Raw genomic sequence first — 22876 nt, 5'->3', positions numbered from 1 at the left:
TTACTTAAAGTTTTTACGTTCAATTAAATAGTATACTAATGGTACTACCAATAAGGTTAGTACAGTTGCAGTAATCGTCCCGCCCATTAAAGAGATAGCCAATCCTTGGAAAATAGGATCGAATAAGATGACAAATGCACCAATAACTACCGTACCTGCGGTTAATAAGATAGGAGTAGTACGAACAGCACCAGCTTCAATCACGGCTTGCTTTAGTGGAACTCCTTCTGCTAAACGTAAATTGACAAAATCAATCAATAAGACAGAATTTCTAACCATAATTCCTGCGAGGGCAATCATTCCAATAAACGAAGTAGCTGTAAAGTAAGCATCCAGCATCCAGTGCCCTAAAATAATTCCTACCATTGATAAGGGAATGGCAACCATCATTACTATTGGAGCTTTAAAGTTTTGAAACCACCCTACAATTAACATGTAAATGATGATGATTACTCCTAAAAAAGCAATACCTAAATCGCTAAACACTTCTAAGGTAATTTGCCATTCACCATCCCATTTTACGGTGTAATTGTCTTCAAAATCGGGTTGTTTAATGTATAATTCGTTCAATTCATATCCCTTCGGAAGGGGAATCTCTTTTAATTTTTCTTCCATCCCTAAAATAGCATAGGCAGGACTTTCCAACTCCCCAGCCATGTCTGCCATTACATATACTACGCGTTTTTGATTCTTTCTATAAATACTTTTTGCACTGTTCTTTTCTTCAACAGTCACCAAATCACTTATAGAAACTAGGTTACCGTATTGCGATTTAATCTGTAACTGAGCAATATCTTGCACAGAAGACTTCTCTTTCTCATCCAAAGCAAACACAATTCCTACTTGATTAGAAGCATCTTCATCATACAAGGTTGAAACTGCTTTGTTGGATAACGCCATGTTTAACGTATAAGCAATTTGCTGAGGAGCCACACCGTATAACATTGCTTTTTCTTTGTCGATTACAAACTCATATTCCGTTTGATTGTCTTCTACCATCCAATCGATATCTACCACATCGGTTGTATTGTGTAAGATGTTTTGAACTTCGTTGGCAATTTCAATTTGCTTTTCATAATCTGGTCCGTACACTTCTGCAACAATAGTTGATAATACAGGGGGTCCTGGTGGAACTTCTACTAATTTTACATTGGCTTTGAACTTTTTAGCAATGTTTTGAATATCTGCTCGCATCAATTTAGCTATATCGTGACTTTGTATACTTCGGTCGTGTTTGTCAACCAAGTTTACCTGAATATCCGCCATGTTACTACCACCACGTAAATCGTAGTGACGTACCAATCCGTTAAAGGTAATAGGGGCAGAAGTACCCACATAACTTTGGTAGTTTACTACTTCTGGTCGTGTAGCCAAGTACTGTGCAATTTCTTTGGTTACAGCATTGGTACGCTCCAATGTGGTCCCTTCAGGCATATCAATTACTATCTGGAATTCGTTTTTATTATCAAAAGGCAACATCTTTACAGCCACCGATTTGGTAAAAAACAATGACATAGAACCTAGTAATAAAACAATCGTGATTCCTAAAAATGCCCAACGCTTGGTCTTATTTTCAATCAACGGACGCTCGAATCGCTCATACAATTTATAGATTAGCGTGCTTTGCATAGCTTTGGTTTCGTCTTCTTCTACCTTTTCCTCCGCACCATGCTTGTCTTTTTCGCGTAAGAAAATATATCCTAAATACGGAGTAATTGTCAATGCAACAAATAATGATAAAATCATCGCGATTGAGGCTCCAATAGGCATCGGACTCATATAAGGTCCCATTAATCCAGATACGAATGCCATTGGTAATACCGAAGCAATTACGGTAAAGGTGGCTAATATAGTTGGGTTTCCTACTTCGTTAATAGCATATAAGGCAGCTTGTTTAAATGGTAGTCGCTTCATTTTAAAATGCCTGTGCATGTTTTCGGCAATAATAATGGAATCATCTACCACAATACCCGTCACAAATACCAAAGCAAATAAGGTAATTCGGTTTAAGGTATAATCTAACATATAGTAACTTAACAAGGTAAGCGCAAAAGTGATGGGAACTGATAAGAATACCACTAAACCACCACGCCATCCCATGGCTAACATTACGACTAATGTTACGGCGATAATGGCACCGATTAAGTGTAATAATAATTCTGACACTTTTTGAGAGGCTGTTTCACCATAGTTACGTGTAACTTCAACATGTACATCATCAGGAATTAAATTGGTGCGTAAATGCTCAACCTTCGCTAAAATAACATCGGCAATTTGCATGGCATCAGCCCCTTTTCGTTTCGCTACCGATATGGTTACCGCTGGATATTCTGATTGATACGTGGAAGCATTACTACTTGCTTGTCCGTACCCAAAACTTACATAGTTTGTAGAGATTTCTGGTCCGTCTAGTACCTTTGCAACTTGTTTTAAATAAATCGGTTGATTTTGTTGTACACCAACCACCAAGTTTTTTACATCTTCTGCCGATTGTAAAAACTTTCCTGTAGTGACTAAAAACTCGGTGTCGTTTTTATCATAACTTCCTGCACTTAGTTGCTGATTGCTGGCTTTCAATATTTCAGTAACCGATAAAAAATCCAATCCGCTAGCTGCTAGTTTGTCTTTATCTACAACCACACGAACCTCACGGTTCCTTCCTCCAATTTTTTGCGTAATGGCAACATCGTTTACCTTTTCGATTTCGTTGGTAAGTTCTTGCGCAATTTGCTTTAACTGATAATCGTCGTAGTTTTCGCTCCATAAGGTCAACCCTAACATCGGTACATCGTCAATGGCACGTGTTTTTACCAAAGGCATGGTAACACCTTTCGGCATTTGATCCATGTGCTTGTTAATCTCATTGTATAGTTTTACGAACGAGCGTTCGATGTCTTCTCCCACATAAAACTGCACAATCACCATTCCTTGTTCTTTCATCGAAGTAGAGTATACGTACTCTATTCCTTTGATGTTTGAAAGTATTTTTTCTAAGGGTTTGATTACTCTCGATTCTACTTCTGTAGGACTCGCACCTGGATATCCTACAAAAATGTCAGCCATTGGTACGTCAATCTGTGGTTCTTCTTCTCTCGGAATTAAAAAAGAACTGTACACACCAATTACCATAAACACTACCATTAATAAGATGGTAAGTTTAGAGCCTATAAACCCTTTGGCTATTTTTCCTGCTAAACCTTCTTTCATTTTGATTGATTTATATTTTTTTGGGCGTTTTAACGGGCTATTCGCTATATCTTTTTACTTGTTCTCGATAGATCCTTCGACTTTGCTCAGGACACTCGAACTGACGTAAAAAGGATGCCGCTTCTATCCCTAACGCAACTTTCAACTATGATTTATAATTTAGTTTTACAACTAACTGAAAACTGTTTATTGGTAACTGCTTACTGTACATTGATTTTCGCTCCGTTGTATAGTTTCCCTTCAGAAGAAACGATATAACTTTCATTGGCAGATAAACCGGATAAAACTTCTACTTGATCTCCAAAAGTTCTTCCCAAGCGTAACCAACGCAACACAGCAGTATTACTTTGACTTACCGTATAAATTCCTGATAGTTGTCCTTTGTGTACCAAAGCTTCTGATGGAATTAAAACCATATCAGTACTTCTTTGTGTTTTTTCAACAGGAAACTGAACTGTTGCAAACATTCCTGATAACAAGTTGAAATCCGTTTTATCTAAGTTGATTTTAACTAAGTATTGTCCACCCGTATTCTTTGCTGAGGTACTAACTTCTGATACGTTACCGGTAACCGTTTTATTGATTGATTTAATCGTTACATCAACCTTTGTGTCTTTTTTAATTTGAGAAATTTCACTTTCTGGTACTAACGCAGTAACTTCAAATCCGCCTTTACCTTCTACAGATAGTAAAGGCATTCCAGGATTCGCCATGGCTCCTTTATCAATAAATTTGTTAGTCACCACTCCAGAAAATGGGGCTCTAATATTCGTATAAGCAAACTGAGAATTGATTTCATTTCTCATTTGTTTTGCAGCTTCTAAATTTGCTTTGGCAACATTGTAATGAACAGTGATATCGTCAAATTCTTTTTGAGAAGCACTGTTTTGCTCAAATAAGTTTTTAAAACGATTGTAATCTTTTTCAGCGCTTGAAAATCCTGCTTTTGCTTTAATAATGTTAGCCTCTACTTGCGCTTTCTTAGCTTGTAAATCGCTGTTATTGATAGATACTAATAATTGCCCTTTGTTTACTTTATCACCAACTTTTACGTGTATGTTAGTTACGTAGCCCATCATACGAGTACTTAATTCAGCACTGTTGGTAGCTTCCACTTTTCCGCTTGCTGTGATAAACGGATTGGTATCGTTAGCGGTTACTTTGGCAATTGTTACAGTTACTGTTGGTTTGTTGTTATTGTTGGTTGTTTCTTTTTTACCACAGCTCAATGCTAAAAGTGATGCGGCAAGGGCGATTGTATATATAGTTTTCATTTGTTGATTATTCTTTAGTTAAAAAATCTAAGTAAGCTTTGGTATAGTTGTATTGATATACGGTTTGGTGATATTCTAATTGTTTTTGAGCGTATTGTGTTTCAGCTATTAACAAATCAGAAGTTTTCTCTAGTCCTTCTTTAAACCTGTTTTTTCTGATTCGTAAGGCTTCTTCTGATTGTTGTAAGGCCAATTCGGTTAACTTTAATTGTTCCTCAGCATCGGTTAACAATCGTTTAGTGTTGTGTAACTCTAATTGACTTTTAGATTTGTACTGTTCGTATTCTAATCTAGACTTTTCATATTGTGCTTTGCTTTTTTGTGCTTTTCCGTAGCGTTTAGAACCTTTGAAAATATCCCAAGTTAATTGTGCTCCAACTACATATCCACTTGCATCTGCATTGAAAATTTTATCATCGTACAGTTCGTAACTACCAAAAGCATTTAAGCGTGGAAGAAAATCCATTTGAGCAGCTTTGTGCATTTTTTGATAGGCTTCAGAAGCTAACTCCATGGCTTTAATGTCTGAACGGTTTTCAGAAATAGTCATATCAGCCAGTTGATTCGTTAAGTGTACTTGCAAGCTATCTGAAGGTTCATAAACGTTGTTCTGTGTTTCATTCATTAAAAAAGACAAGTAGTTAGAAGCATTTAGTACATTGCTTTTTGCTGTTTGTAACTGATTTTTTACTTCGGTAACTCGAACTTCAACGGCTAATACATCTGCGCGTTGTAAATACCCTTGTTTAAAGCTGTTTTCTGCCATTTGTTGGTTGGCTTCTGCAGCTTTTAAGGCTTTTTCTAATACGGAAACTCCCTTATGAGCTAATTGCAATTGCATGTAGGCTTTTTCTACTTCTAACAATAAATATTCTTGAGTACGTTGCGTTTGTAAGTTGGTTGCTTCCATTTTAGTTTTAGCGGCTTTACGTTGGTAAATACCGTCTAAATTCACTAAAGGTTGCTGTACTTCAATTTTAGTAGCGAAGTTTTGTGTTCGTTTCGGATTGTTTAATAAATCAGGATTGAAATCTGCCTGTGTTAAAATTTCCTGATTCAATTTACTACCAAATGCCATTAATGGGTTGGTTGTTACAATTCCTGTATGAGAGGCAGTAATATTTGGTAAGAATACAGCATTGGTTTGCTTATAATCGGCACGTGCTTGGAAATAGTTTTGTTCAGCTATTTTTAAAGAGGTGTTATTTTCCTGAACTCTTTTTAAAACTTCATTTTTTGAAATGGAAATTTTAGTTTGAGCTAGGGTAGTGGCAGATATAAAAAGTGCTACCGTAAATAAACTAATATATGATGTTTTCATTTTTACTATTTTATGAGAACAAATTTAGTGGCATAAAACACAGTAGTCAGTAACTAATGTTACAATGAAAAAACGCCTAAACAAAAGTCTAGACGTTCTTAACTAACAATTAAAAAATCAACTAATACTTGGAAATGTTTCTGTTGAATGCGTTTAAGTGGTTGTATGAAGCGTTTACTAAATTGGTATATACATTTATACTGTATTCATCATTGGTGTTCTTAATAGCTAACTGTAGATCTTCAATATCTTTTTCTTCTATTAATTTACCTACTTCAAGTGCATCTAGTTTAGATTTTTGTCCTTTATTTATTAACTCATCATATAACTTTTGAAATTCAGAATTTTTAAAAACTCCTCTTTCTTTATTTAAGGTAAAAGCAATATTATTGTATTGTAATAAACCTTTTATGGCATTTATATGTCGCTCTTCACTTTGACTGATGTTTTCAAAAACACGTAGGTTCCATTTTTCATTAAGAAAGTTATATACATCAAAAGCTAATTTTTCTTCCTCTAACATCAAAAGCATTTCGTTTTTTTCTTGTTCAGAAAGAGTAAGACTGGTATTGTTGGTATTCTGGCAAGAGCTACTCATACTCGAAAAAAGTACTAAGAATAACAAGCCTATTGTGTTTAAAGTTTTCATGATAACAGCTTTTAAATTATATACTAATTTAAATATTGTATAGGCTGTTGTCTGCAACTTTAGTTACATAGGAGTAAGGTTTTAATAGGATGTTTTTATTTAGCTAAGCATAAGAAGTAGACTAATGCTCGCCATAGTCTACATCATCCATTTTTCCTTTAAAAACTTTATACTGAATAACAAAATAAACAATTACTAGTATTGCAGCTATAAAAAACCAATTTACACCAACAGACAAACCGTATTCGTCAGCAGCTACATTGTAAATGGTTAAATCAGGATTTATATTATTAGTTGAAGGCAAAACTTTAGGGAAAATAGAGGCAACTGTAGTTGCCAAACCTCCTAATAAAAACAACGAAGAATATAAAAAACCAGTAATGTGCTTTGTGTGTTTTTTTACGTTGAATAAACCAAATAACCCTACAAACGTCAGTAGAGGAAATACCCAAAGGAAAGGATGCTCTATAAAATTATGAAATGGTTTAGGTTCTATAACGTGCCAAGCGAATAATGAAATAATTACTAAGCCTAATAAAACAAAAGAAAGCGCAAAAACAACTTTTTTTAGTTGGTTATTAATACTAGCATTGGTTTTGAAAATTACCCAATTGGCACCGTGGATTGTTAGTGATACTACTGCAATAATTCCTAGAAGTAAAGTAAACCAATCAATAACACCAAGTGTTTCAGAATGAGGGGAAAATTCCGAATTCCATAAAGGAAGGAAAAAATAATGTGCTTCATGAGTTGAAACACCCTCTACTACATTTCCTAGATTAACACCACGTACCACATTTCCTAATGCAACTCCAAAAAATAAGGCAAGAAGTAAGCTGGCAATTCCAAAAGCTTTATCCCAAATACGTTCCCATATTTTATTATGTATTTGTCCGCGAAGCTCTAAACCAATAGCTCTAAAAATTAGTAACCATAAAACCATCATTAAAGGGAGGTAAAAACCACTAAATGATGAAGCGTATAAGGTTGGGAAAGCAAAAAATAAGACACCACCCGCAGCAATCAACCATACTTCGTTTGCATCCCAAAATGGACCTATTGCTTTTACGACCTTTTTTTTGTCTTCTTCCTTTTTAGCAAAGAATAAATGAATAATTCCTGCGCCAAAATCATAACCATCTAAAATAACATAAATGGCTAACATTGTAACTAATACTACATACCAAAATAGTTCCATAACTTAACGTGTTGTTTGAGGTCCTTTGTTAATGATTTTTCCAACTAAAATTAAAAATAACATTCCTAATAGTAGGTATAATCCGATAAATCCTAAAAGAGTAAATAAAGTGTTTCCTGAGGATACTGTAGGAGATGCTCCAGCAGATGTTCGTAGTAAATTATAAACTAACCAAGGTTGACGGCCTAATTCAGCAGTATACCAACCAGTGGTATTAGCAATATAAGGAAATGGAATCATAAAGAGTAATGCCCATAAAATCCATTTTGTATCATATAACTTTTTTCTAAATAATTGAACAATGCTAGCTAACATCAAAGCAATAAAAATAGTTCCTAATCCCACCATTATATGATATGCATAATACAAACCCGGTATGTTTGTTGGGTAATTTTTTTCATCAAACTCATTGAGTCCTTTAATTTCTGCATTCCATTCTTGATAGGTTAAAAAGCTTAAGATGTTAGGGACAGCTATTTTATTGTCTAATTTTTTCTCTAGCATATTTGGTTGCCCAATTAGCACTATTTCAGAGCCTCCTTTTTCTGTTTCAAATATTCCTTCCATAGCGGCAAAGGTTATAGGTTGATATTTTACTACATTTTTAGCGGCTAAATCGCCTGTAGGAAAAGCAACTAAAATAGATGCTACAACTCCGAAAACAACTCCGGTTTTTAAAAATAATTTACCAAATTCTAAGTGCTTCTTGTTTAAAAGGTAAAGAGCTCCAATACCAGCAACAACAAAAGAACTAGTAACCAAGGAGGCTGCTTGATTATGCAAATAAGAAGGCCATAACCACGGGTTTGAGAATAAGGCTGAAAAGTTATTTAGTACAAACTTACCGTTGGCTAGTATTTCATAGCCTACAGGATTTTGCATCCAAGAATGTGTCGCAATGATTAAGAAGCCACTTGCCCAAGAACCTAAAAAGACAAGGAACCCAGTTAAAAAATGAAGTTTATGTCCTAGCTTTTTTTCACCAAATAAAAACAATCCTAAAAAGGAAGATTCTAGGAAGAAAGAAAACATCCCTTCCATAGCCAATGTTTGACCTATAATACCACCAGTAAGCTCGGAGAACTTAGCCCAGTTAGTTCCGAATTGAAACTCCATAGGAATTCCGGTAACTACTCCCATAGCAAAGTTTAAAGCAAAGATTTTCATCCAAAACTTAGCAGCGTCGTTGTATTTTTCAAGTTTAGTTCTTAAAAATTTCCATTTAAAGAAGACTATCATTAGTGATAGTCCCATTGTTAATTGTGGAAATAAGTAGTGAAAAGTAATAGTGAAAGCAAACTGCATTCTATCATAAAAGAGCATGTCTTCCATACCGAAGATTGTTTATGAGGTTATTAAATAAGAACGTTTTTTTTGTAGCAATTAGGAGGAATAAAAATAATGATATTATTTCACATGGTTATTAATAATACTAATCAAATCGTTCTTATATAACATTCCTGATTGTCTCCATAATAGGGTGCCTTTTTTAAAAAGCATAAAGGTGGGAACACCCCTAATTTGGTAGGTATTAGCTATTTGTTGATTTTTATCAATGTCTATTTTTAAAATAATAACATTTTCTCCTAAATCTTCTTTTACTTCTTTTAATATAGGAGCCATCATTTTACATGGACCACACCATTCAGCAAAGAAATCAACCAAAACAGGTTTGTCTCCTTTAATTATTTCAGAAAATTTTCCCATAATTTTAATTTTTAAATGTTATGCTCCAAATTCCTCGTACCTGATTAACATCATAACCTTGCGCTTTATCGGTAGGGTATAGGAGAGTTAATTCTTTTAAAGTTTCAGGTTTTATTTGTGTGTTAGGAGTTCCATGACACTGTAGGCACATACTATTTGTTATAATTGGATAATAGAATTGGGTTTTGCTCCCTGCTTGTTTCGTAATGGGGTTGATAGTTTCGTTATTATGTACAATTCTTTTGTATCCTTCAATAATGTTTAATTCTTCAGTGTTTGCAGTATTGTTGAGGTTTCTTGGGTTGTCGGTAACTCTCTTAATAGTAGCATTAAACTTAGTAGCCATACTATCGGTTAGCTTATAGGCTTTTTCGTTACAAAATTTCAAAGCGTGTAAAGTTCCTTTCTTTTGAATAGCTCCCATTAAGTTTTTACCCAATGTTTTCTTGGTTTCCATAGCATATTCTAATCCAATTTCTTCAAGTGTTTTGTTAGACTGGATATAGCTTGTTTTTCTACCAGAATTGATATAATTTTTTCCTTGTTTAGCTTTCCAATGCTCTTTAAACCAACCAGGTTCTTCAATTTTATAGTTATATAGATAATTTGCTATCTTCTTGAGGTCTTCTTCTTCAAATTTTTGATATGGCATTACTCCAAATCGTTTAATAGCTCCCTTCATTATTGCTTTTTGCTTCGTTGGATTTAATACAAAATTTTGGAAGCTTTCGGTAAACTCTTCTTCGGAAGTATTTTCATGAATGTAATGAGCTTTAATCGCAATCATAGGAGGAGCAATTCTTTCATCGTGTGGGGTAGTGTGGTTATGACAAACATAGCACTTTGTTTCGAGTAGTTCTTTGCCAGGAGGAATACCAACTTCTTTGGTTGTAATGCCCTGAGAGCTTTTCTTAGAATAATCACTTTTTTTAGCTTGATTACAACTAAAAATAGATAAAACTATAAATAAGACTATCAATTTTTTCATCGTTCTAATATTTACCATAAAGGTAGAACGATTCTCTTGTAAAAAATGTAACTTATGTTACAAGGTTAAAGTTCTAACACTTCAATTTGGTTACGATATAAATTTATTTTTCCTTGTTTCTCTAGAGCTTTTAACAGTCTAGAAATGACAACTCTAGAAGTATGTAAGTCATTGGCTATTTGTTGGTGTGTTACACTTATAGTATCGTTATGATTTACCAAGGCCTTATCTTTTAGGTATTTTAATAAACGTTGATCCATGTTTAGAAAAGCAATGGTATCAATAGCATCAATAAACTCTTGTAGCCTGCTATGATAACTATGTAAAATAAATTCCTGCCAACTTTTATATTTACTAAGCCATTCACTCATTTTCTGCTTTGGAATCATTAAAAGTTTTACATCTGTTTCGGCTACCGCTTTAATTTTACTTTTTGTCTCTCCTACGCAGCAGGAAAGCGTCATAGCACAGGTATCACCTTTTTCAATATAGTATAAAACCAAATCATCCCCTTCTTTATCCTCGCGTAAAATCTTAATAGCGCCACTTAATAGTAAAGGGATGGATGTAATATAGCTTCCTATATCGATAATAATATCATTAGCACTCATTTCTTTGGCAATAGAAACTTCTGCTATTTCTTTTAACAACGCTTCCTCAAATAAATAACCGTAGTATTTCTGTAAATCCTCTGTCAAGATAAAATGTTTTTGTAAAAATAGTTAAATAATCACATTGTAGGTACGTATAAAATAAGTTAAAAACTATGATTTTAATCAGGTCTTTAAATTTATTTATTAATGAAATTTGAAGTAGATAATAACACAAAACCATACAAAATGAAAAAAAGAACACCCGTTTCAGTGATAATGACTAAAGATGTAATCACATTGAGTAGTACTGATGATTTAATGACAGCAGAAAAGTTATTTAAAAAAGAACACATACGACATATTCCAGTTGTTAGTGGAAATGAAATAAAAGGAATGTTAAGTTATACAGATTTATTAAGAATAAGTTTTGCCGACGCTGTTGATGAAAATGAAACAGATGTAGATACGGTAGTATACAATATGTTTACAATAGACCAAGTAATGGCTAAAAATTTAATCACCGTTAACTCAAATGCAACAATTAAAGAAGTTGCTGAAATATTAGCGACTAAAGAGTTTCATGCGTTACCAGTGGTAGATGGTACTAAATTAGTGGGTATTGTAACAACAACCGATTTAATTTATTACTTATTAGAACAGTTTTAAAGTTTTGTTGAGGTTGAAAATTACGGAAAAACCTTACTTTTATTACGTCTTTTTTGAGGTTAATTTGTTTTTTACAATTTATTTTTGAGAAACTTAAAACACTTTATTATGTTAAAAAATATTTCAAATCTAGGTTCAGTTTTAAACAAATCAGCACAAAAATCTATTCAAGGAGGGTGGACGTATGTAATGTGTACGAGATGTGAACCGTTACCTCCAGGGTATATTTGTATGAATGAGGTATTTTGTGGAGGAGAATAATCACGACCTTAACTAGAAAATAGATGAAAAGCGGATTTAGAATTCTTTACTAAATCCGCTTTTTACTTTGTTAATTTATAATTGTTTTTAAATTTTCAATTGTTTCGGTTGGGTTGTCACTTTTAAAAACAAAACTACCAGCAACTAATACATTGGCACCTACTTCTATAAGTTTATTGGCGTTTTTATCAGTTACACCACCATCAATTTCAATTAGGGTAGCTGCTTCACTAAATTCAATCAAGTTTTTTAACTGTTGAATTTTTTTATACGTATTTTCAATAAATGATTGCCCCCCAAAACCTGGGTTGACACTCATAATACAAACGACATCTAAATCTATAATAATGTCTTCTAAAACAGCGATAGGGGTATGTGGGTTTAAAGCAACTCCAGCTTTCATGCCAGCAGCTTTTATAGCTTGTACAGTTCTGTGTAAGTGCGTACAAGCTTCATAGTGCACTGTTAAAATATCGGCACCTAAATCTGCAAAAGTTTGAATATAACGATCGGGGTCTACAATCATTAAATGTACATCAATAGTTTTGTTAGCATGCTTTGTAATAGATTTTAAAACAGGCATTCCAAAAGAAATATTAGGTACAAAAACACCGTCCATAATGTCAATATGAAACCAGTCTGCTTTACTATCATTAACCATTTCAACATCACGCTGAAGGTTTCCAAAATCAGCCGCTAAAATTGATGGGGCTACAAGTTTTTCCATTAATATATAAGTTGTTGTGTTGTTATTAAGTGCAAATATAGTTAAAACTAAGAGCATTAAAACTAAAAAGAAAGCTCTCCAATTGGAGAGCTTTCATTCATTAATCAAAAAACGAATAGTTACGATAACTATTTGTTGTTGTTTGTATTATTAACCTAAGTAAGTCATTAAAATCTTACTACGAGATGTGTGTTTTAATCTTCTGATAGCTTTTTCTTTAATTTGACGTACACGTTCACGAGTTAAATCAAATGTTTCACCAATTTCTTCTAAAGTCATTGGTTGGTGCTCTCCTAAACCAAAGTATAACTTTACAACATCAGCTTCACGTGGCGTTAGTGTTTCTAACGCACGATTGATTTCAATACGTAATGATTCGTGTAATAAAGTTTTATCAGGATTTGGAGATTCACCCGAGTTCAATACATCATATAAATTAGAATCTTCTCCTTCAATTAAAGGTGCATCCATTGATACGTGACGACCAGAGTTTTTCATAGACTCTTTAACATCATTCACAGTCATGTCTAATTTCTTAGCAATTTCTTCAGCACTAGGTGGACGCTCATTTTCTTGCTCTAAGAAAGCGTACATTTTATTGATCTTATTAATAGACCCAATTTTATTTAAAGGCAAACGTACGATACGAGATTGTTCAGCTAAGGCTTGTAAGATAGATTGACGAATCCACCATACTGCGTAAGAAATAAATTTAAAACCACGCGTTTCATCAAAACGTTTTGCAGCCTTGATTAAGCCTAAGTTACCTTCGTTAATTAAATCAGGTAATGTTAGTCCTTGGTTTTGGTACTGCTTAGCAACCGATACCACAAAACGTAAGTTAGCCTTGGTTAGTTTTTCCAACGCCCTTTGATCTCCAGCCTTAATTCTTTGTGCTAATTCCACTTCTTCATCGGCAGTAATTAAATCTACTTTTCCTATTTCTTGCAAATATTTATCTAAAGATGCGGTTTCTCTATTGGTAACCTGTTTTGTAATTTTAAGTTGTCTCATCTACTTCAAGTATATTTTTAATTTATCAATCACTCTACATTATCTTATACGTATGCTAAGAGAATAATGTTACAAAGTTTTTTGTATTTCTTGAAAAATTCCGTCTATTTGTTAAAGAAATGTTAAAACACGTTATTTGCACAATAATTAGGTGACTAGGCAGCAACCTGGGTGTCTAATTTAACGTATAACTAAGATGGAAACTAACTATACTGCCCCTTGGAGAGTATTGATGTAAAAAAAATAAGCGACGAAGATTTAGTTCGTAAAATAGTAGAGAAAAATGATACTCATTTGTTTGCTGTTTTATACGATCGTTACGCTGGTGTGGTATACAATAAATGCTATGGATTTTCCAAAAATAAAGAAGAGGCTCAAGACTTAACTCATGATGTATTTATCCGTTTATTTGTTAAATTGAGAACTTTTAAAGGGAAATCTAAGTTTTCTACTTGGTTATATTCTTTTACGTATAATTTTTGTGTTAACTACGTACAGAGAAATAAGGAGAAGAAAAAAGAAAAAGTAACAGTTGTAACAGATGAAATAAAAGAAGAAAGCAATATTGATGATATTGATGACGCTACACTATTCGAGTTAAAGTCAGATAAATTAGCTAAAGCACTCGAAATGATTTCTCCATCAGAGAAAATGATTTTATTAATGAAGTACCAAGATGAAATGAGTATTAAAGATATTTCGGTAGGGTTAGATTTGGGAGAAAGCGCAGTAAAAATGCGACTAAAAAGAGCTAAAGAAAAAGTGGTGAAAGCGTATAACGAATTGTAATACATTATGGATAATCCATTTAAAAAAATATTACATAACGAAGAGTTGCCAGAAGTACTAAAAGATAAAGTGCTTAACGATGTGGCAATGATAAAGCTATCAATAGATATGGCTGACTTATTTGTGGTAAAGTACCCCAATACTATTATTGATTTAATTGGAGGTACTGAACCCAATAAAAAAAAGTGAATTAATTTAAACTAACCAAATATCACTATACATTTAAAGTTATGAGTTTTTTAAAGATAGATTTTTTAACGCCTTTTAAGGATATTTTTCAAGATATAGTAGATTCATTACCTACTGTAGCTGGCTTTTTAGCGTTTGTTATTATTTCATGGCTTGTTATCAAAGTCTTTTTATACCTTGTTAGAAAAGCATTGGCAAAAACTAAAATAGACGAATGGTCAAAGAAACTTAAAAAGACTGAAATTTTTGGAAGCAGTACGATAAATATTGTACTAACCAATGTTATTTTAGCTGTGCTAAAATGGTTTTTAATCTTTGTTTTTGTAATGGTTGGAGCTGAAATGTTTGGCCTAACTGTTGTTTCTGATGGGATTAGAAGCTTTTTTGCTTACTTGCCTAAATTATTAACAGCGGTAGGTATTTTTGTTGGAGGTGCCTATTTGGGAACCATGGTGAAAAAAGCAATTCAATCTATGTTCAAATCTCTTGAAGTGTCTGGTGGAAACTTAGTAGGAAATATTGCTTTTTACTTAATCGTTGTGTTTTTATCTATCACGGCATTAGACCAAGCAGGAGTTGATACTTCTGTGATTAAAAGTAACTTAACACTCTTAATAGGTTCTGTATTATTAGCTTTTACCTTAGCTTTTGGGTTTGGAGCCAGGGATGCCGTTTCAAGATTGCTTTTCGGGTACTACTCAAGAAAGAATATTACAATTGGTGAAAAAGTTGTAATTAAAGACGTAGAAGGAGTAATTGTAGCTATCGATAATATATGCGTAACAGTTCATACTACAGAAGGAAAAGTGATCATACCAATTAAAGATGTGGTTGACAACAAAATAGTTATAAAAAATTAAAAAAAATTAACATTTTTTTATATCTTTGAAACTGCTAAAAACAATGTTTTTAACAGTACGATAGATTTCGGGGGACTTCTATCCAATTAATAAAGAGAAATCTTTATGAAATAAGACCGCAGTTTGCGGTCTTTTTTTTTTGAAATAAAATGTGACGTTCAAAAAATAAGTGTGTCTAACAAGTATATAGTAATAAGAATTCGGGGGACTTCCTATTATTTAAACCTAAAAAGGCTTTCTAAATTTTAGAAAGCCTTTTTTTAATTATATGTTTTTGAAATAAGTTTTATTCAAAAGCTAGGTGTAAAAACACCCCTCTAGTTCCTAAGTAATGAATAGGATCTGTCCATTGACTTGGAGATTTATTATCGTATTTTACTTCGTTATTAATAGCAAAAACACCTCTTATAGAAGGAGAAAATTTAAAGTAACTTAAATAAAAGTCTACCCCAATCCCTACTTCATACATAAAGTTATTAGTAGTCGTTCTAAACTCTCCTGCAAAATTATCATCACTATTTCCTTCGTTGCTTGAAAAGTTATGATCGTAGGAAACTCCTCCTATTACATAAGGCCTCATATTATTGAGTCTGTTGGTGCTTAATTTTAACAACAGAGGTAAATGTAAGTAGGTGGCTCCTACTTCACGAGTGTTTACATTATCAGCCCCAGCAATGTGTTTAAAATGCAACGTTTTTGTGTTGGACATAAGTCCTGGTTCAAAACGTAGGTTTACGTTATTGTGTAATCTTAAATCGGCAATTAATCCTACATTAAAACCAATAGAAGATGCTACTTCGATTTCAGTATTGTCAAAATCACTTGGAGCATACGAAATTTTGTAACCATTATTATTAGCACCTAGGTAAAATCCGTAATGAAAAAGTGGTTTGTCGAAACTAGGAAGTTTCAATATTTTTTCTTTTTGTGCTTGTGTAGATAACGACGTCACTAAAATTCCGAAAAGTAAAAGCTTTTTTAACATACTATTTTAAAGCGGTATAAATTGATGCAACACCAAATGTTACAGGTATATTCTTTGCATTCTTAAACCCGTTTTTTTGTAAAATATTGTTGAAAGCCTTTCCAAAAGGAAAAGAATTTGCTGTTTCTGATAAATATGAGTAAGCAACCTTGTCTTTTGAAAAGAGTTTACCAATAATAGGTAAAATATAATTAGTATACAATTTGTATCCTTGTTTAAACGGAAATTTGGTTGGGTTAGAGGTTTCTAAAACGACAAACTTACCACCTGGTTTTAATACACGTAATATTTCGGTTAAGCCTTTATCTAAGTTTTCAAAGTTTCTAACACCAAAAGAAACAGTAATTGCATCAAAAGTGTTATCGGGAAAAGGAATGTTTTCACTGTCACCAACAATCATTTTAATTTTATTGGATAAGTTCGCTTTAGCTATTTTTTGTCTTCCCACTTGTAACATTCCCTCAGAAATATCTAACCCTACAATTTTTTCAGGGTTTAATTCAGACATCATTAAAGCCAAGTCACCTGTTCCAGTAGCAATGTCTAAAATTTGTTGTGGATTATTTTCGCCTATTAGTTTTACTACTTTTTTACGCCAGCTAACATCAATACCCAAAGAAATAACACGGTTTAACCCATCATAATCTTCAGAGATGTTGTCAAACATTTGAGCAACTTGTTCTTTTTTTCCTAGTTCAGAATCTTTGTATGGTTTGATCTTTTCAGACATATTTTTTGTTTGATTTACAATTACCCGTTAATGGCAACTACTTCATTAATTTGATTAGGTAACATTTCTTTTAGCATGGTTTCAATACCATTTTTTAACGTTACTGTTGATGATGGGCAACCACTACAAGCTCCTTGTAAAATAACACTTACTCTTTTGCTTTCAGCATCGTACGATTGAAACGCAATATTTCCGCCATCAGAAGCTACAGCAGGCTTTATATATTCGTCTAAAATATCAACAATTTTAGTTTCAGTAGCGGTTAAATTCTCTTTAGGAACTTCAACATTTTGTTTGGTTTGCTGCTTAGGCAATTCAGATATGATTTTTTTGCCTTCTTGAATATAACTACGAATAAAAGTACGCACTTCTTGGTATACTTCATTCCAGTCAATCATATCATATTTGGTGATTGAAATGTAGTTTTCAGAAATAAAAATTTCTTTTACAAAAGGAAAGCTAAATAATGCTTGAGCTAAAGGAGAGGATTTGCTTGCTTCTTCAATGTTTGTGTACTCGACGTCAGTTTGCGTTAATGCTTTGTTGGTTCCAAATTTCATTACTGCAGGATTTGGAGTAACTTCAGCGTATACTTCAACAGCATCTTTTTTGGTAGTTTCTTCTGTTACTACCGAGTTACCACCTTGTATATAAGCTTCTATTTGTTCGCGAACCTCTTCTTCAACATCGTTCCACTCAACAATATCATATCGTTGAATAGCAATGAAATTGGCTGTAACCAATACCTTTTTTACAAAAGGAAGGTAAAATAATTGTTGTGCTAACGGGGAGTTTTTAGCCTCGTCTATATTATTGTATTCATAACTACCCCCATTGACTAAAATTTGGTTACTAACAAACTTTAGAATGGTTTCGTTATTAGTTTCTTGTATGTTTATTTTTATTGAACTCATAAGTTGTAAATAAGAAGCAAAATTACGGTAAAAAACTGAGATATGTATATATAAAAAGTCCCGCATATAGCAGGACCTTTATTATATGTTTTTGTGAATTATAAACTAAAAGTAAGTGTTCCGGAAATTCGAGAAGTATCAGTTGTTAATTCAATAGGATTCACATCTACAGCAGGAGAATTATAAATATGATACGGACTGTTGTTTTCTGAATTAGTATATGATAAATCAAACTTAACGTTTCCGAAATTATAACCAAGTCCTAATGAAAATCCAGAAATATTATCATCGTCTAAAGCATTTTTATAAGGACTTTGCTCATAATGATAACCACCACGAACACTCATTTTGTCAAAACGCCACTCGGTACCAATATTTAAGGAGTGGGTGCCTTTAAAATCAGTATCAAAGTTTTGATTAGTTTCTATAAAATAAGGATCATTCTCTCTATATTTTGTACTGCTGTAATCTTTATAAGTATAATCTGCACTTATCAAACCTTGTTTGCCAAAAACAAAAGCCGCACTAGCAGTAAGTTTACTTGGTGTTCGTAGCCTGAAAATATTTGAATAAAATTCTTCCCCACTATTAACATCTGTATCTTGGTTTGTAGCAGAGATTTCAGTATAACCAACCCAATCATCATATCTAGAATCATTTGGGTCGAAAACACCTAAATTGCTGTCTTCAAAAACTTCATTGTACCACGTTGGAGTTTCATAGGCTAATCCGAAACGGAAGCTTTGATTTACTTTGTATATAAAACCAGCACTAAAAGAAACTCCACTACCTTCAAAGTAGCTGTCCTGAACGTTAAGAGCTGTTAAGGTGTTCCCGTTATCATCTTCGTTAACTTCTCTTAGTTCGGTAACTTGACCAAAGCTAAAATTGTGAAACTTTATACTTGCTCCTGCATGTAACTTATTTTGGTGTACAGCAGAGAATCCCATTTCAAAAATACTACTCTCTCCGTAGGTAGAGTTTAAAAAACGTTGTTCTTGTCCATTGTCGTACTGGTTGGTAATATCATCAGGGTGTTCATTAAACAATGCTTGACCACTATTGCCTTGTGAAGAAAATAATCCTTCAAAATCACTTTTCAATCTATAATTAAAAGTTAAAGCAAAACGGTTCCAGTCAGAGTTATGAGTAGTGTCAAAAGATAAAATACCACCTGCTTGAGTAATATTAAAAAAATCATCTTCTATTTCTGTAGTGTTTCCGTAATACCTAGCAGTATAAGTAGTATTTCTGTTTCCTAAAGTAACACCAAAAGTACTTTTAATAGCAACGGCACTACCAGCTGGATTAATTCCAAAAGCTGAGATGTCACCTCCCAAGGCTCCAAAAGCTCCGCTCATTGCTTCAAAGCGAGCAGTTCCGTAATTATCGTCTTTAGAAAATAAAATTCCTAAATCATTATAGCCTAAAGATTGTGAATAGGCAGTATAGGTGCATGCGATAATTATCGCGAAGGTTAAAATTCTTTTCATTTTTTCATTAATTCGTTAAAAACTTATCTTGAAGTTTGCTTTTAGTTTATCTTCTAGAGCTTCTTGATGAACTGCTACTTCTTGTACTGCTTCTGGTAGATGATGAACTACTTCTTGATGGTGTTGAGTAACTACGAGAGCTGCTGGAAGATCTCGAGTAACTTCTAGAATTTCTTGAACTACTGTTTTTGCGAGAAGCATAATTTTTACGATTATTTCCAGTTGATTTTGAGTAGCTTTTAGAGTTTCTAGGAGTGTATGATTTCCTAACAGATTGATTAGAACTTTGGTTTCTCTTAGCGTAACTTCTGGAGTTTCTAACTGATGAAGATTTACGAACACCATTATTATTGGAAGCGCTAGAGTTTCTTACAGAATATCCTCTTGAGCTTCTTGTAGAACGAGGCGTATCTCTATAACTACGAGTAGACCTGTTGCTATTTGAGTTATAATTTCTTGTTCTAGTTGATCGTTTGATGCTTCTGTTATTTGAGCTATTACCTCTTCTGGTATTGTAGCCTCGTGTATTTCTTGTAGAACGTGTATTTCTGTTGTTACGATAGGTACTTCCGTTACTTCTTCTATATACATCAGAAGAGCGTCTAACAGTTGTAGTTCCTCTACGTCCAGTAGTGTATCCTCTTCTAGAAACTGTAGCAGTTCTATGTCCTCTGTAATAGTTGGCACCTCTGTAAGGACGTCTGTAATAGTGGTTGTTATAGTATCTATATGGTCTATAATAATTGTATCTATTCCAGTAAGAGTTGTAATAAAATCCACCTAAACCGGCATAAAATCCAGCATTCCAATTATGATAAGGATGCCAATAAGAATTGTATCTCCAACGATTCCATCGCCAGTTATTCCACCCCCAATTATTCCATCCGAATGGACCGTCCCAATAGGGATCTCCCCAATAGGTATTCCAATTCCATCCTAAATGATAACGAGGAAAGGTGTTGATATTAATTACCACATCAGAATTAGAATCATAGCCCCAAGGCTCATTACTATTGTATGTAATTCTTGTTTCTGGTTCTTCTTCATAAATAACTTCTTCATCGTCGTAGTAATCAGTACCTTCAGATTTATAATCTTCTATGTCGGTAAAAATATCCGTACCGTTTAAAGCATCTAAACGTTCTACTTCTTTGGTAAAATAATTTTCTTGGTATTCATCGTATGCACGATCGTCTGCAATGACTACTCTGCGTTGAGGTTGTTCTACTTCGTTAGCATAAATACCATCATCACTACCAGTAACCGTTTGTGCAGAACCACAAGAAATAAACATAGCTGCCATCATACATGATAGGATATAAAAAGAGAGTTTGGTGTTGGTGTAATGTAGCTTCATGACTTTTTTATTTTAAGGTTATAGCAAATTGTTTTTTAACTAGCTGCAAAAAATTAGTTCTTTGTTGGGCTTGTTACCTTTTTAATGTAGTTTTGCAGACACAATTTACGCATAAAAAATAACAATATTTATGCCAAACTTTTGATTATGAGCAAACATTTAACAAAAAGAGCCGAAGATTACTCGAAATGGTATAACGAATTGATTGTAAAAGCCGATTTAGCTGAAAATTCAGCCGTAAGAGGTTGTATGGTAATTAAGCCTTACGGGTTTGCAATCTGGGAGAACATGCAAAAAGAATTAGATAGAATGTTTAAAGAAACAGGACATCAAAACGCTTATTTTCCTCTTTTTGTGCCCAAAAGTTTGTTTGAAGCAGAAGAAAAAAATGCAGAGGGTTTTGCAAAAGAATGTGCGGTAGTTACGCATTATCGTTTGCAAAATGATCCAGAGAACGAAGGAAAATTACGCGTAGATCCTGAAGCAAAACTTGAAGAAGAATTGGTTGTTCGTCCTACTTCTGAAGCAATTATTTGGAATACATATAAAGGATGGATACAATCACATAGAGATTTACCATTGTTAATTAACCAATGGGCAAATGTAGTGCGTTGGGAAATGCGTACACGTTTGTTTTTACGTACTGCTGAGTTTTTATGGCAAGAAGGGCATACAGCACATGCTACAAAAGCGGAAGCAGTAGCGGAAGCAAAACAAATGCAAGAAGTCTATGCAACTTTTGCAGAAGACTTTATGGCAATGCCAGTAGTAAAAGGAGCAAAAAGTGAAAGTGAGCGTTTTGCAGGAGCAGATGATACCTTAACAATAGAAGCATTAATGCAAGATGGAAAAGCATTGCAGGCAGGAACGTCTCATTTCTTAGGACAGAATTTTGCAAAGGCTTTTGATGTTAAGTATACTTCTAAAGAAGGAAAGCAAGAATATGTATGGGCAACCTCTTGGGGAGTATCAACAAGGTTAATTGGAGGGTTAATTATGACGCACTCTGACGATGCTGGTTTGGTATTGCCACCAAGGTTAGCGCCAATCCAAGTTGTAATAGTCCCAATATACAAGGGAGAAGAACAGTTAAATGCAATCTCTGAAAAGGTTGATGTAATTGTAAAAGAATTACGAGCTAAAGGAATTTCTGTAAAGTTTGATGATAGAGACACATTTAGGCCAGGAGCTAAGTTTGCTGAATACGAATTAAAAGGAGTACCTGTACGAATTGCTATGGGAGCTCGTGATTTAGAAAACGGGACTGTTGAGGTTGCTCGTCGAGATACTTTTGAAAAGCAAACTGTTTCTAGAGACGAAGTAGTGGAAGTTGTGACAGCTTTATTAGAAGAGATTCAAGAAAATATTTTTAACAAGGCTTTAGCATATAGAAACGATCATATCACCGAGGTAAATTCTTTTGAAGAGTTTAAAGATGTGATAGAAAACAAAGGAGGATTTGTTTCTGCACATTGGGATGGTACCATAGAGACTGAAGATAAGATTAAAGAGTTAACAAAAGCAACTATAAGATGTATTCCTAACGATGCACAGGAAGAGGTAGGTGTATGTGTTTTAACAGGGAAACCATCTACAAAAAGAGTACTTTTTGCAAAAGCATATTAAAAAAATAAAAAAAAGCTTTGTGCAATAAAAAACAGTTTTTATATTTGCACCCGCAATCGCAAAAAAGATTGTTTTGGTCCGTTCGTCTAGGGGTTAGGACGCCAGGTTTTCATCCTGGTAACACGGGTTCGATTCCCGTACGGACTACAAGTTCTTTTTCTTTATTTTAGAAGGAAAAATAAATAAAGAAAAAAATAAATTTTAATTGCAAATAACAAAAAGAATTGTATATTTGCACCCGCAATCAGAACGATTGTTTTGGTCCGTTCGTCTAGGGGTTAGGACGCCAGGTTTTCATCCTGGTAACACGGGTTCGATTCCCGTACGG

General features: G+C 33.7%; 22 protein-coding genes and 1 tRNA gene. 7 read left to right on the top strand and 16 right to left on the bottom strand.

What is annotated here, in order from left to right:
• From V1T75_RS10005 to V1T75_RS09965, 9 genes are all read right to left on the bottom strand, one after another.
• Positions 1-3207, bottom strand: a complete 3207-nt coding sequence (locus V1T75_RS10005) for an efflux RND transporter permease subunit (protein WP_330488406.1) — start codon at positions 3205-3207, stop codon at positions 1-3.
• 200 nt (positions 3208-3407) lie between these two features.
• Complete coding sequence (locus tag V1T75_RS10000; RefSeq protein WP_330488405.1) at positions 3408-4481, bottom strand: efflux RND transporter periplasmic adaptor subunit; 1074 nt, start codon at positions 4479-4481, stop codon at positions 3408-3410.
• Positions 4482-4488: 7 nt separating this feature from the next.
• Positions 4489-5802: a TolC family protein gene (locus tag V1T75_RS09995; protein WP_330488404.1), complete on the bottom strand. Its 1314-nt coding sequence runs from the start codon at positions 5800-5802 to the stop codon at positions 4489-4491.
• Positions 5803-5923: 121 nt separating this feature from the next.
• The gene (locus V1T75_RS09990) at positions 5924-6451 is read right to left on the bottom strand and encodes a DUF2202 domain-containing protein (protein ID WP_330488403.1); all 528 of its coding nucleotides are present in this window, start codon (positions 6449-6451) and stop codon (positions 5924-5926) included.
• Between the two features lie 121 nt (positions 6452-6572).
• Positions 6573-7649, bottom strand: a complete 1077-nt coding sequence (gene cydB, locus V1T75_RS09985; RefSeq protein WP_330488402.1) for a cytochrome d ubiquinol oxidase subunit II — start codon at positions 7647-7649, stop codon at positions 6573-6575.
• A 3-nt stretch (positions 7650-7652) separates the two neighbouring features.
• Entirely contained in the window at positions 7653-8981 is a 1329-nt protein-coding gene (locus V1T75_RS09980) for a cytochrome ubiquinol oxidase subunit I (protein WP_330488401.1), read from the bottom strand.
• 75 nt (positions 8982-9056) lie between these two features.
• Positions 9057-9356: a thioredoxin gene (gene trxA, locus V1T75_RS09975; RefSeq protein WP_330488400.1), complete on the bottom strand. Its 300-nt coding sequence runs from the start codon at positions 9354-9356 to the stop codon at positions 9057-9059.
• Between the two features lie 4 nt (positions 9357-9360).
• Entirely contained in the window at positions 9361-10344 is a 984-nt protein-coding gene (locus tag V1T75_RS09970) for a Tll0287-like domain-containing protein (RefSeq protein ID WP_330488399.1), read from the bottom strand.
• Between the two features lie 65 nt (positions 10345-10409).
• Positions 10410-11042 carry a Crp/Fnr family transcriptional regulator gene (locus tag V1T75_RS09965; protein ID WP_330488398.1) on the bottom strand — a complete coding sequence of 211 codons (633 nt, stop codon included), beginning with the start codon at positions 11040-11042 and terminating at the stop codon, positions 10410-10412.
• Between the two features lie 141 nt (positions 11043-11183).
• Here V1T75_RS09965 and V1T75_RS09960 point away from each other — a divergent pair, with 141 nt between their 5' ends.
• Both V1T75_RS09960 and V1T75_RS09955 read left to right on the top strand, forming a co-directional pair.
• A complete protein-coding gene (locus V1T75_RS09960; protein WP_330488397.1) occupies positions 11184-11603 on the top strand; it encodes a CBS domain-containing protein in 420 nt (139 codons plus the stop codon).
• 108 nt (positions 11604-11711) lie between these two features.
• Complete coding sequence (locus tag V1T75_RS09955; protein WP_330488396.1) at positions 11712-11864, top strand: hypothetical protein; 153 nt, start codon at positions 11712-11714, stop codon at positions 11862-11864.
• 70 nt (positions 11865-11934) lie between these two features.
• Here V1T75_RS09955 and rpe read toward each other — a convergent pair whose 3' ends face one another.
• The gene (rpe, locus tag V1T75_RS09950) at positions 11935-12591 is read right to left on the bottom strand and encodes a ribulose-phosphate 3-epimerase (protein ID WP_330488395.1); all 657 of its coding nucleotides are present in this window, start codon (positions 12589-12591) and stop codon (positions 11935-11937) included.
• 150 nt (positions 12592-12741) lie between these two features.
• Positions 12742-13605: a sigma-70 family RNA polymerase sigma factor gene (locus V1T75_RS09945; RefSeq protein ID WP_028891227.1), complete on the bottom strand. Its 864-nt coding sequence runs from the start codon at positions 13603-13605 to the stop codon at positions 12742-12744.
• Positions 13606-13824: 219 nt separating this feature from the next.
• Between V1T75_RS09945 and V1T75_RS09940 the strand changes: the two genes are divergently transcribed.
• The 3 genes from V1T75_RS09940 to V1T75_RS09930 are packed head-to-tail and all read left to right on the top strand — an operon-like array spanning position 13825 to position 15443.
• On the top strand, positions 13825-14394 hold the full coding sequence (locus tag V1T75_RS09940) for an RNA polymerase sigma factor (RefSeq protein ID WP_330488394.1): 570 nt from the start codon (positions 13825-13827) through the stop codon (positions 14392-14394).
• A 6-nt stretch (positions 14395-14400) separates the two neighbouring features.
• A complete protein-coding gene (locus V1T75_RS09935) occupies positions 14401-14583 on the top strand; it encodes a hypothetical protein (protein WP_330488393.1) in 183 nt (60 codons plus the stop codon).
• Between the two features lie 41 nt (positions 14584-14624).
• The gene (locus tag V1T75_RS09930) at positions 14625-15443 is read left to right on the top strand and encodes a mechanosensitive ion channel family protein (protein ID WP_330488392.1); all 819 of its coding nucleotides are present in this window, start codon (positions 14625-14627) and stop codon (positions 15441-15443) included.
• A gap of 286 nt (positions 15444-15729) precedes the next feature.
• Here V1T75_RS09930 and porT read toward each other — a convergent pair whose 3' ends face one another.
• From porT to V1T75_RS09905, 5 genes are all read right to left on the bottom strand, one after another.
• Positions 15730-16428: a type IX secretion/gliding motility protein PorT/SprT gene (gene porT / locus V1T75_RS09925; RefSeq protein ID WP_330488391.1), complete on the bottom strand. Its 699-nt coding sequence runs from the start codon at positions 16426-16428 to the stop codon at positions 15730-15732.
• A 1-nt stretch (position 16429) separates the two neighbouring features.
• The gene (ubiE, locus tag V1T75_RS09920; RefSeq protein WP_330488390.1) at positions 16430-17158 is read right to left on the bottom strand and encodes a bifunctional demethylmenaquinone methyltransferase/2-methoxy-6-polyprenyl-1,4-benzoquinol methylase UbiE; all 729 of its coding nucleotides are present in this window, start codon (positions 17156-17158) and stop codon (positions 16430-16432) included.
• 20 nt (positions 17159-17178) lie between these two features.
• The gene (locus V1T75_RS09915; protein WP_330488389.1) at positions 17179-18072 is read right to left on the bottom strand and encodes a NifU family protein; all 894 of its coding nucleotides are present in this window, start codon (positions 18070-18072) and stop codon (positions 17179-17181) included.
• A gap of 98 nt (positions 18073-18170) precedes the next feature.
• A complete protein-coding gene (locus V1T75_RS09910; RefSeq protein ID WP_330488388.1) occupies positions 18171-19565 on the bottom strand; it encodes an OmpP1/FadL family transporter in 1395 nt (464 codons plus the stop codon).
• A 46-nt stretch (positions 19566-19611) separates the two neighbouring features.
• Positions 19612-20922, bottom strand: a complete 1311-nt coding sequence (locus V1T75_RS09905; RefSeq protein ID WP_330488387.1) for a hypothetical protein — start codon at positions 20920-20922, stop codon at positions 19612-19614.
• A 147-nt stretch (positions 20923-21069) separates the two neighbouring features.
• On the opposite strand from V1T75_RS09905, the gene proS reads away from it, so the two are divergent.
• Complete coding sequence (proS, locus tag V1T75_RS09900; protein WP_330488386.1) at positions 21070-22548, top strand: proline--tRNA ligase; 1479 nt, start codon at positions 21070-21072, stop codon at positions 22546-22548.
• Positions 22549-22623: 75 nt separating this feature from the next.
• Positions 22624-22695 (top strand) — tRNA-Glu (locus tag V1T75_RS09895).
• Positions 22696-22876: the final 181 nt, after the last annotated feature.

Source organism: Tenacibaculum sp. FZY0031 (genome assembly GCF_036350695.1).
In the GTDB taxonomy this organism is placed as follows: domain Bacteria; phylum Bacteroidota; class Bacteroidia; order Flavobacteriales; family Flavobacteriaceae; genus Polaribacter.
The sequence above is the reverse complement of the archived record's forward strand: the minus strand, read 5'-3'. Positions and strand labels throughout refer to the sequence as shown.

Coding starts and splice junctions, on each gene's coding strand:
- porT (WP_330488391.1), bottom strand. CDS start 16,428: ATGTTAAAAAAGCTTTTACTTTTCGGAATTTTAGTGACGTCGTTATCT.
- V1T75_RS09990 (WP_330488403.1), bottom strand. CDS start 6,451: ATGAAAACTTTAAACACAATAGGCTTGTTATTCTTAGTACTTTTTTCG.
- V1T75_RS09930 (WP_330488392.1), top strand. CDS start 14,625: ATGAGTTTTTTAAAGATAGATTTTTTAACGCCTTTTAAGGATATTTTT.
- V1T75_RS09995 (WP_330488404.1), bottom strand. CDS start 5,802: ATGAAAACATCATATATTAGTTTATTTACGGTAGCACTTTTTATATCT.
- V1T75_RS09955 (WP_330488396.1), top strand. CDS start 11,712: ATGTTAAAAAATATTTCAAATCTAGGTTCAGTTTTAAACAAATCAGCA.
- cydB (WP_330488402.1), bottom strand. CDS start 7,649: ATGGAACTATTTTGGTATGTAGTATTAGTTACAATGTTAGCCATTTAT.
- V1T75_RS09905 (WP_330488387.1), bottom strand. CDS start 20,922: ATGAAGCTACATTACACCAACACCAAACTCTCTTTTTATATCCTATCA.
- V1T75_RS09970 (WP_330488399.1), bottom strand. CDS start 10,344: ATGAAAAAATTGATAGTCTTATTTATAGTTTTATCTATTTTTAGTTGT.
- trxA (WP_330488400.1), bottom strand. CDS start 9,356: ATGGGAAAATTTTCTGAAATAATTAAAGGAGACAAACCTGTTTTGGTT.
- ubiE (WP_330488390.1), bottom strand. CDS start 17,158: ATGTCTGAAAAGATCAAACCATACAAAGATTCTGAACTAGGAAAAAAA.
- rpe (WP_330488395.1), bottom strand. CDS start 12,591: ATGGAAAAACTTGTAGCCCCATCAATTTTAGCGGCTGATTTTGGAAAC.
- V1T75_RS09945 (WP_028891227.1), bottom strand. CDS start 13,605: ATGAGACAACTTAAAATTACAAAACAGGTTACCAATAGAGAAACCGCA.
- V1T75_RS10000 (WP_330488405.1), bottom strand. CDS start 4,481: ATGAAAACTATATATACAATCGCCCTTGCCGCATCACTTTTAGCATTG.
- V1T75_RS09960 (WP_330488397.1), top strand. CDS start 11,184: ATGAAAAAAAGAACACCCGTTTCAGTGATAATGACTAAAGATGTAATC.
- proS (WP_330488386.1), top strand. CDS start 21,070: ATGAGCAAACATTTAACAAAAAGAGCCGAAGATTACTCGAAATGGTAT.
- V1T75_RS09980 (WP_330488401.1), bottom strand. CDS start 8,981: ATGGAAGACATGCTCTTTTATGATAGAATGCAGTTTGCTTTCACTATT.
- V1T75_RS10005 (WP_330488406.1), bottom strand. CDS start 3,207: ATGAAAGAAGGTTTAGCAGGAAAAATAGCCAAAGGGTTTATAGGCTCT.
- V1T75_RS09935 (WP_330488393.1), top strand. CDS start 14,401: ATGGATAATCCATTTAAAAAAATATTACATAACGAAGAGTTGCCAGAA.
- V1T75_RS09915 (WP_330488389.1), bottom strand. CDS start 18,072: ATGAGTTCAATAAAAATAAACATACAAGAAACTAATAACGAAACCATT.
- V1T75_RS09910 (WP_330488388.1), bottom strand. CDS start 19,565: ATGAAAAGAATTTTAACCTTCGCGATAATTATCGCATGCACCTATACT.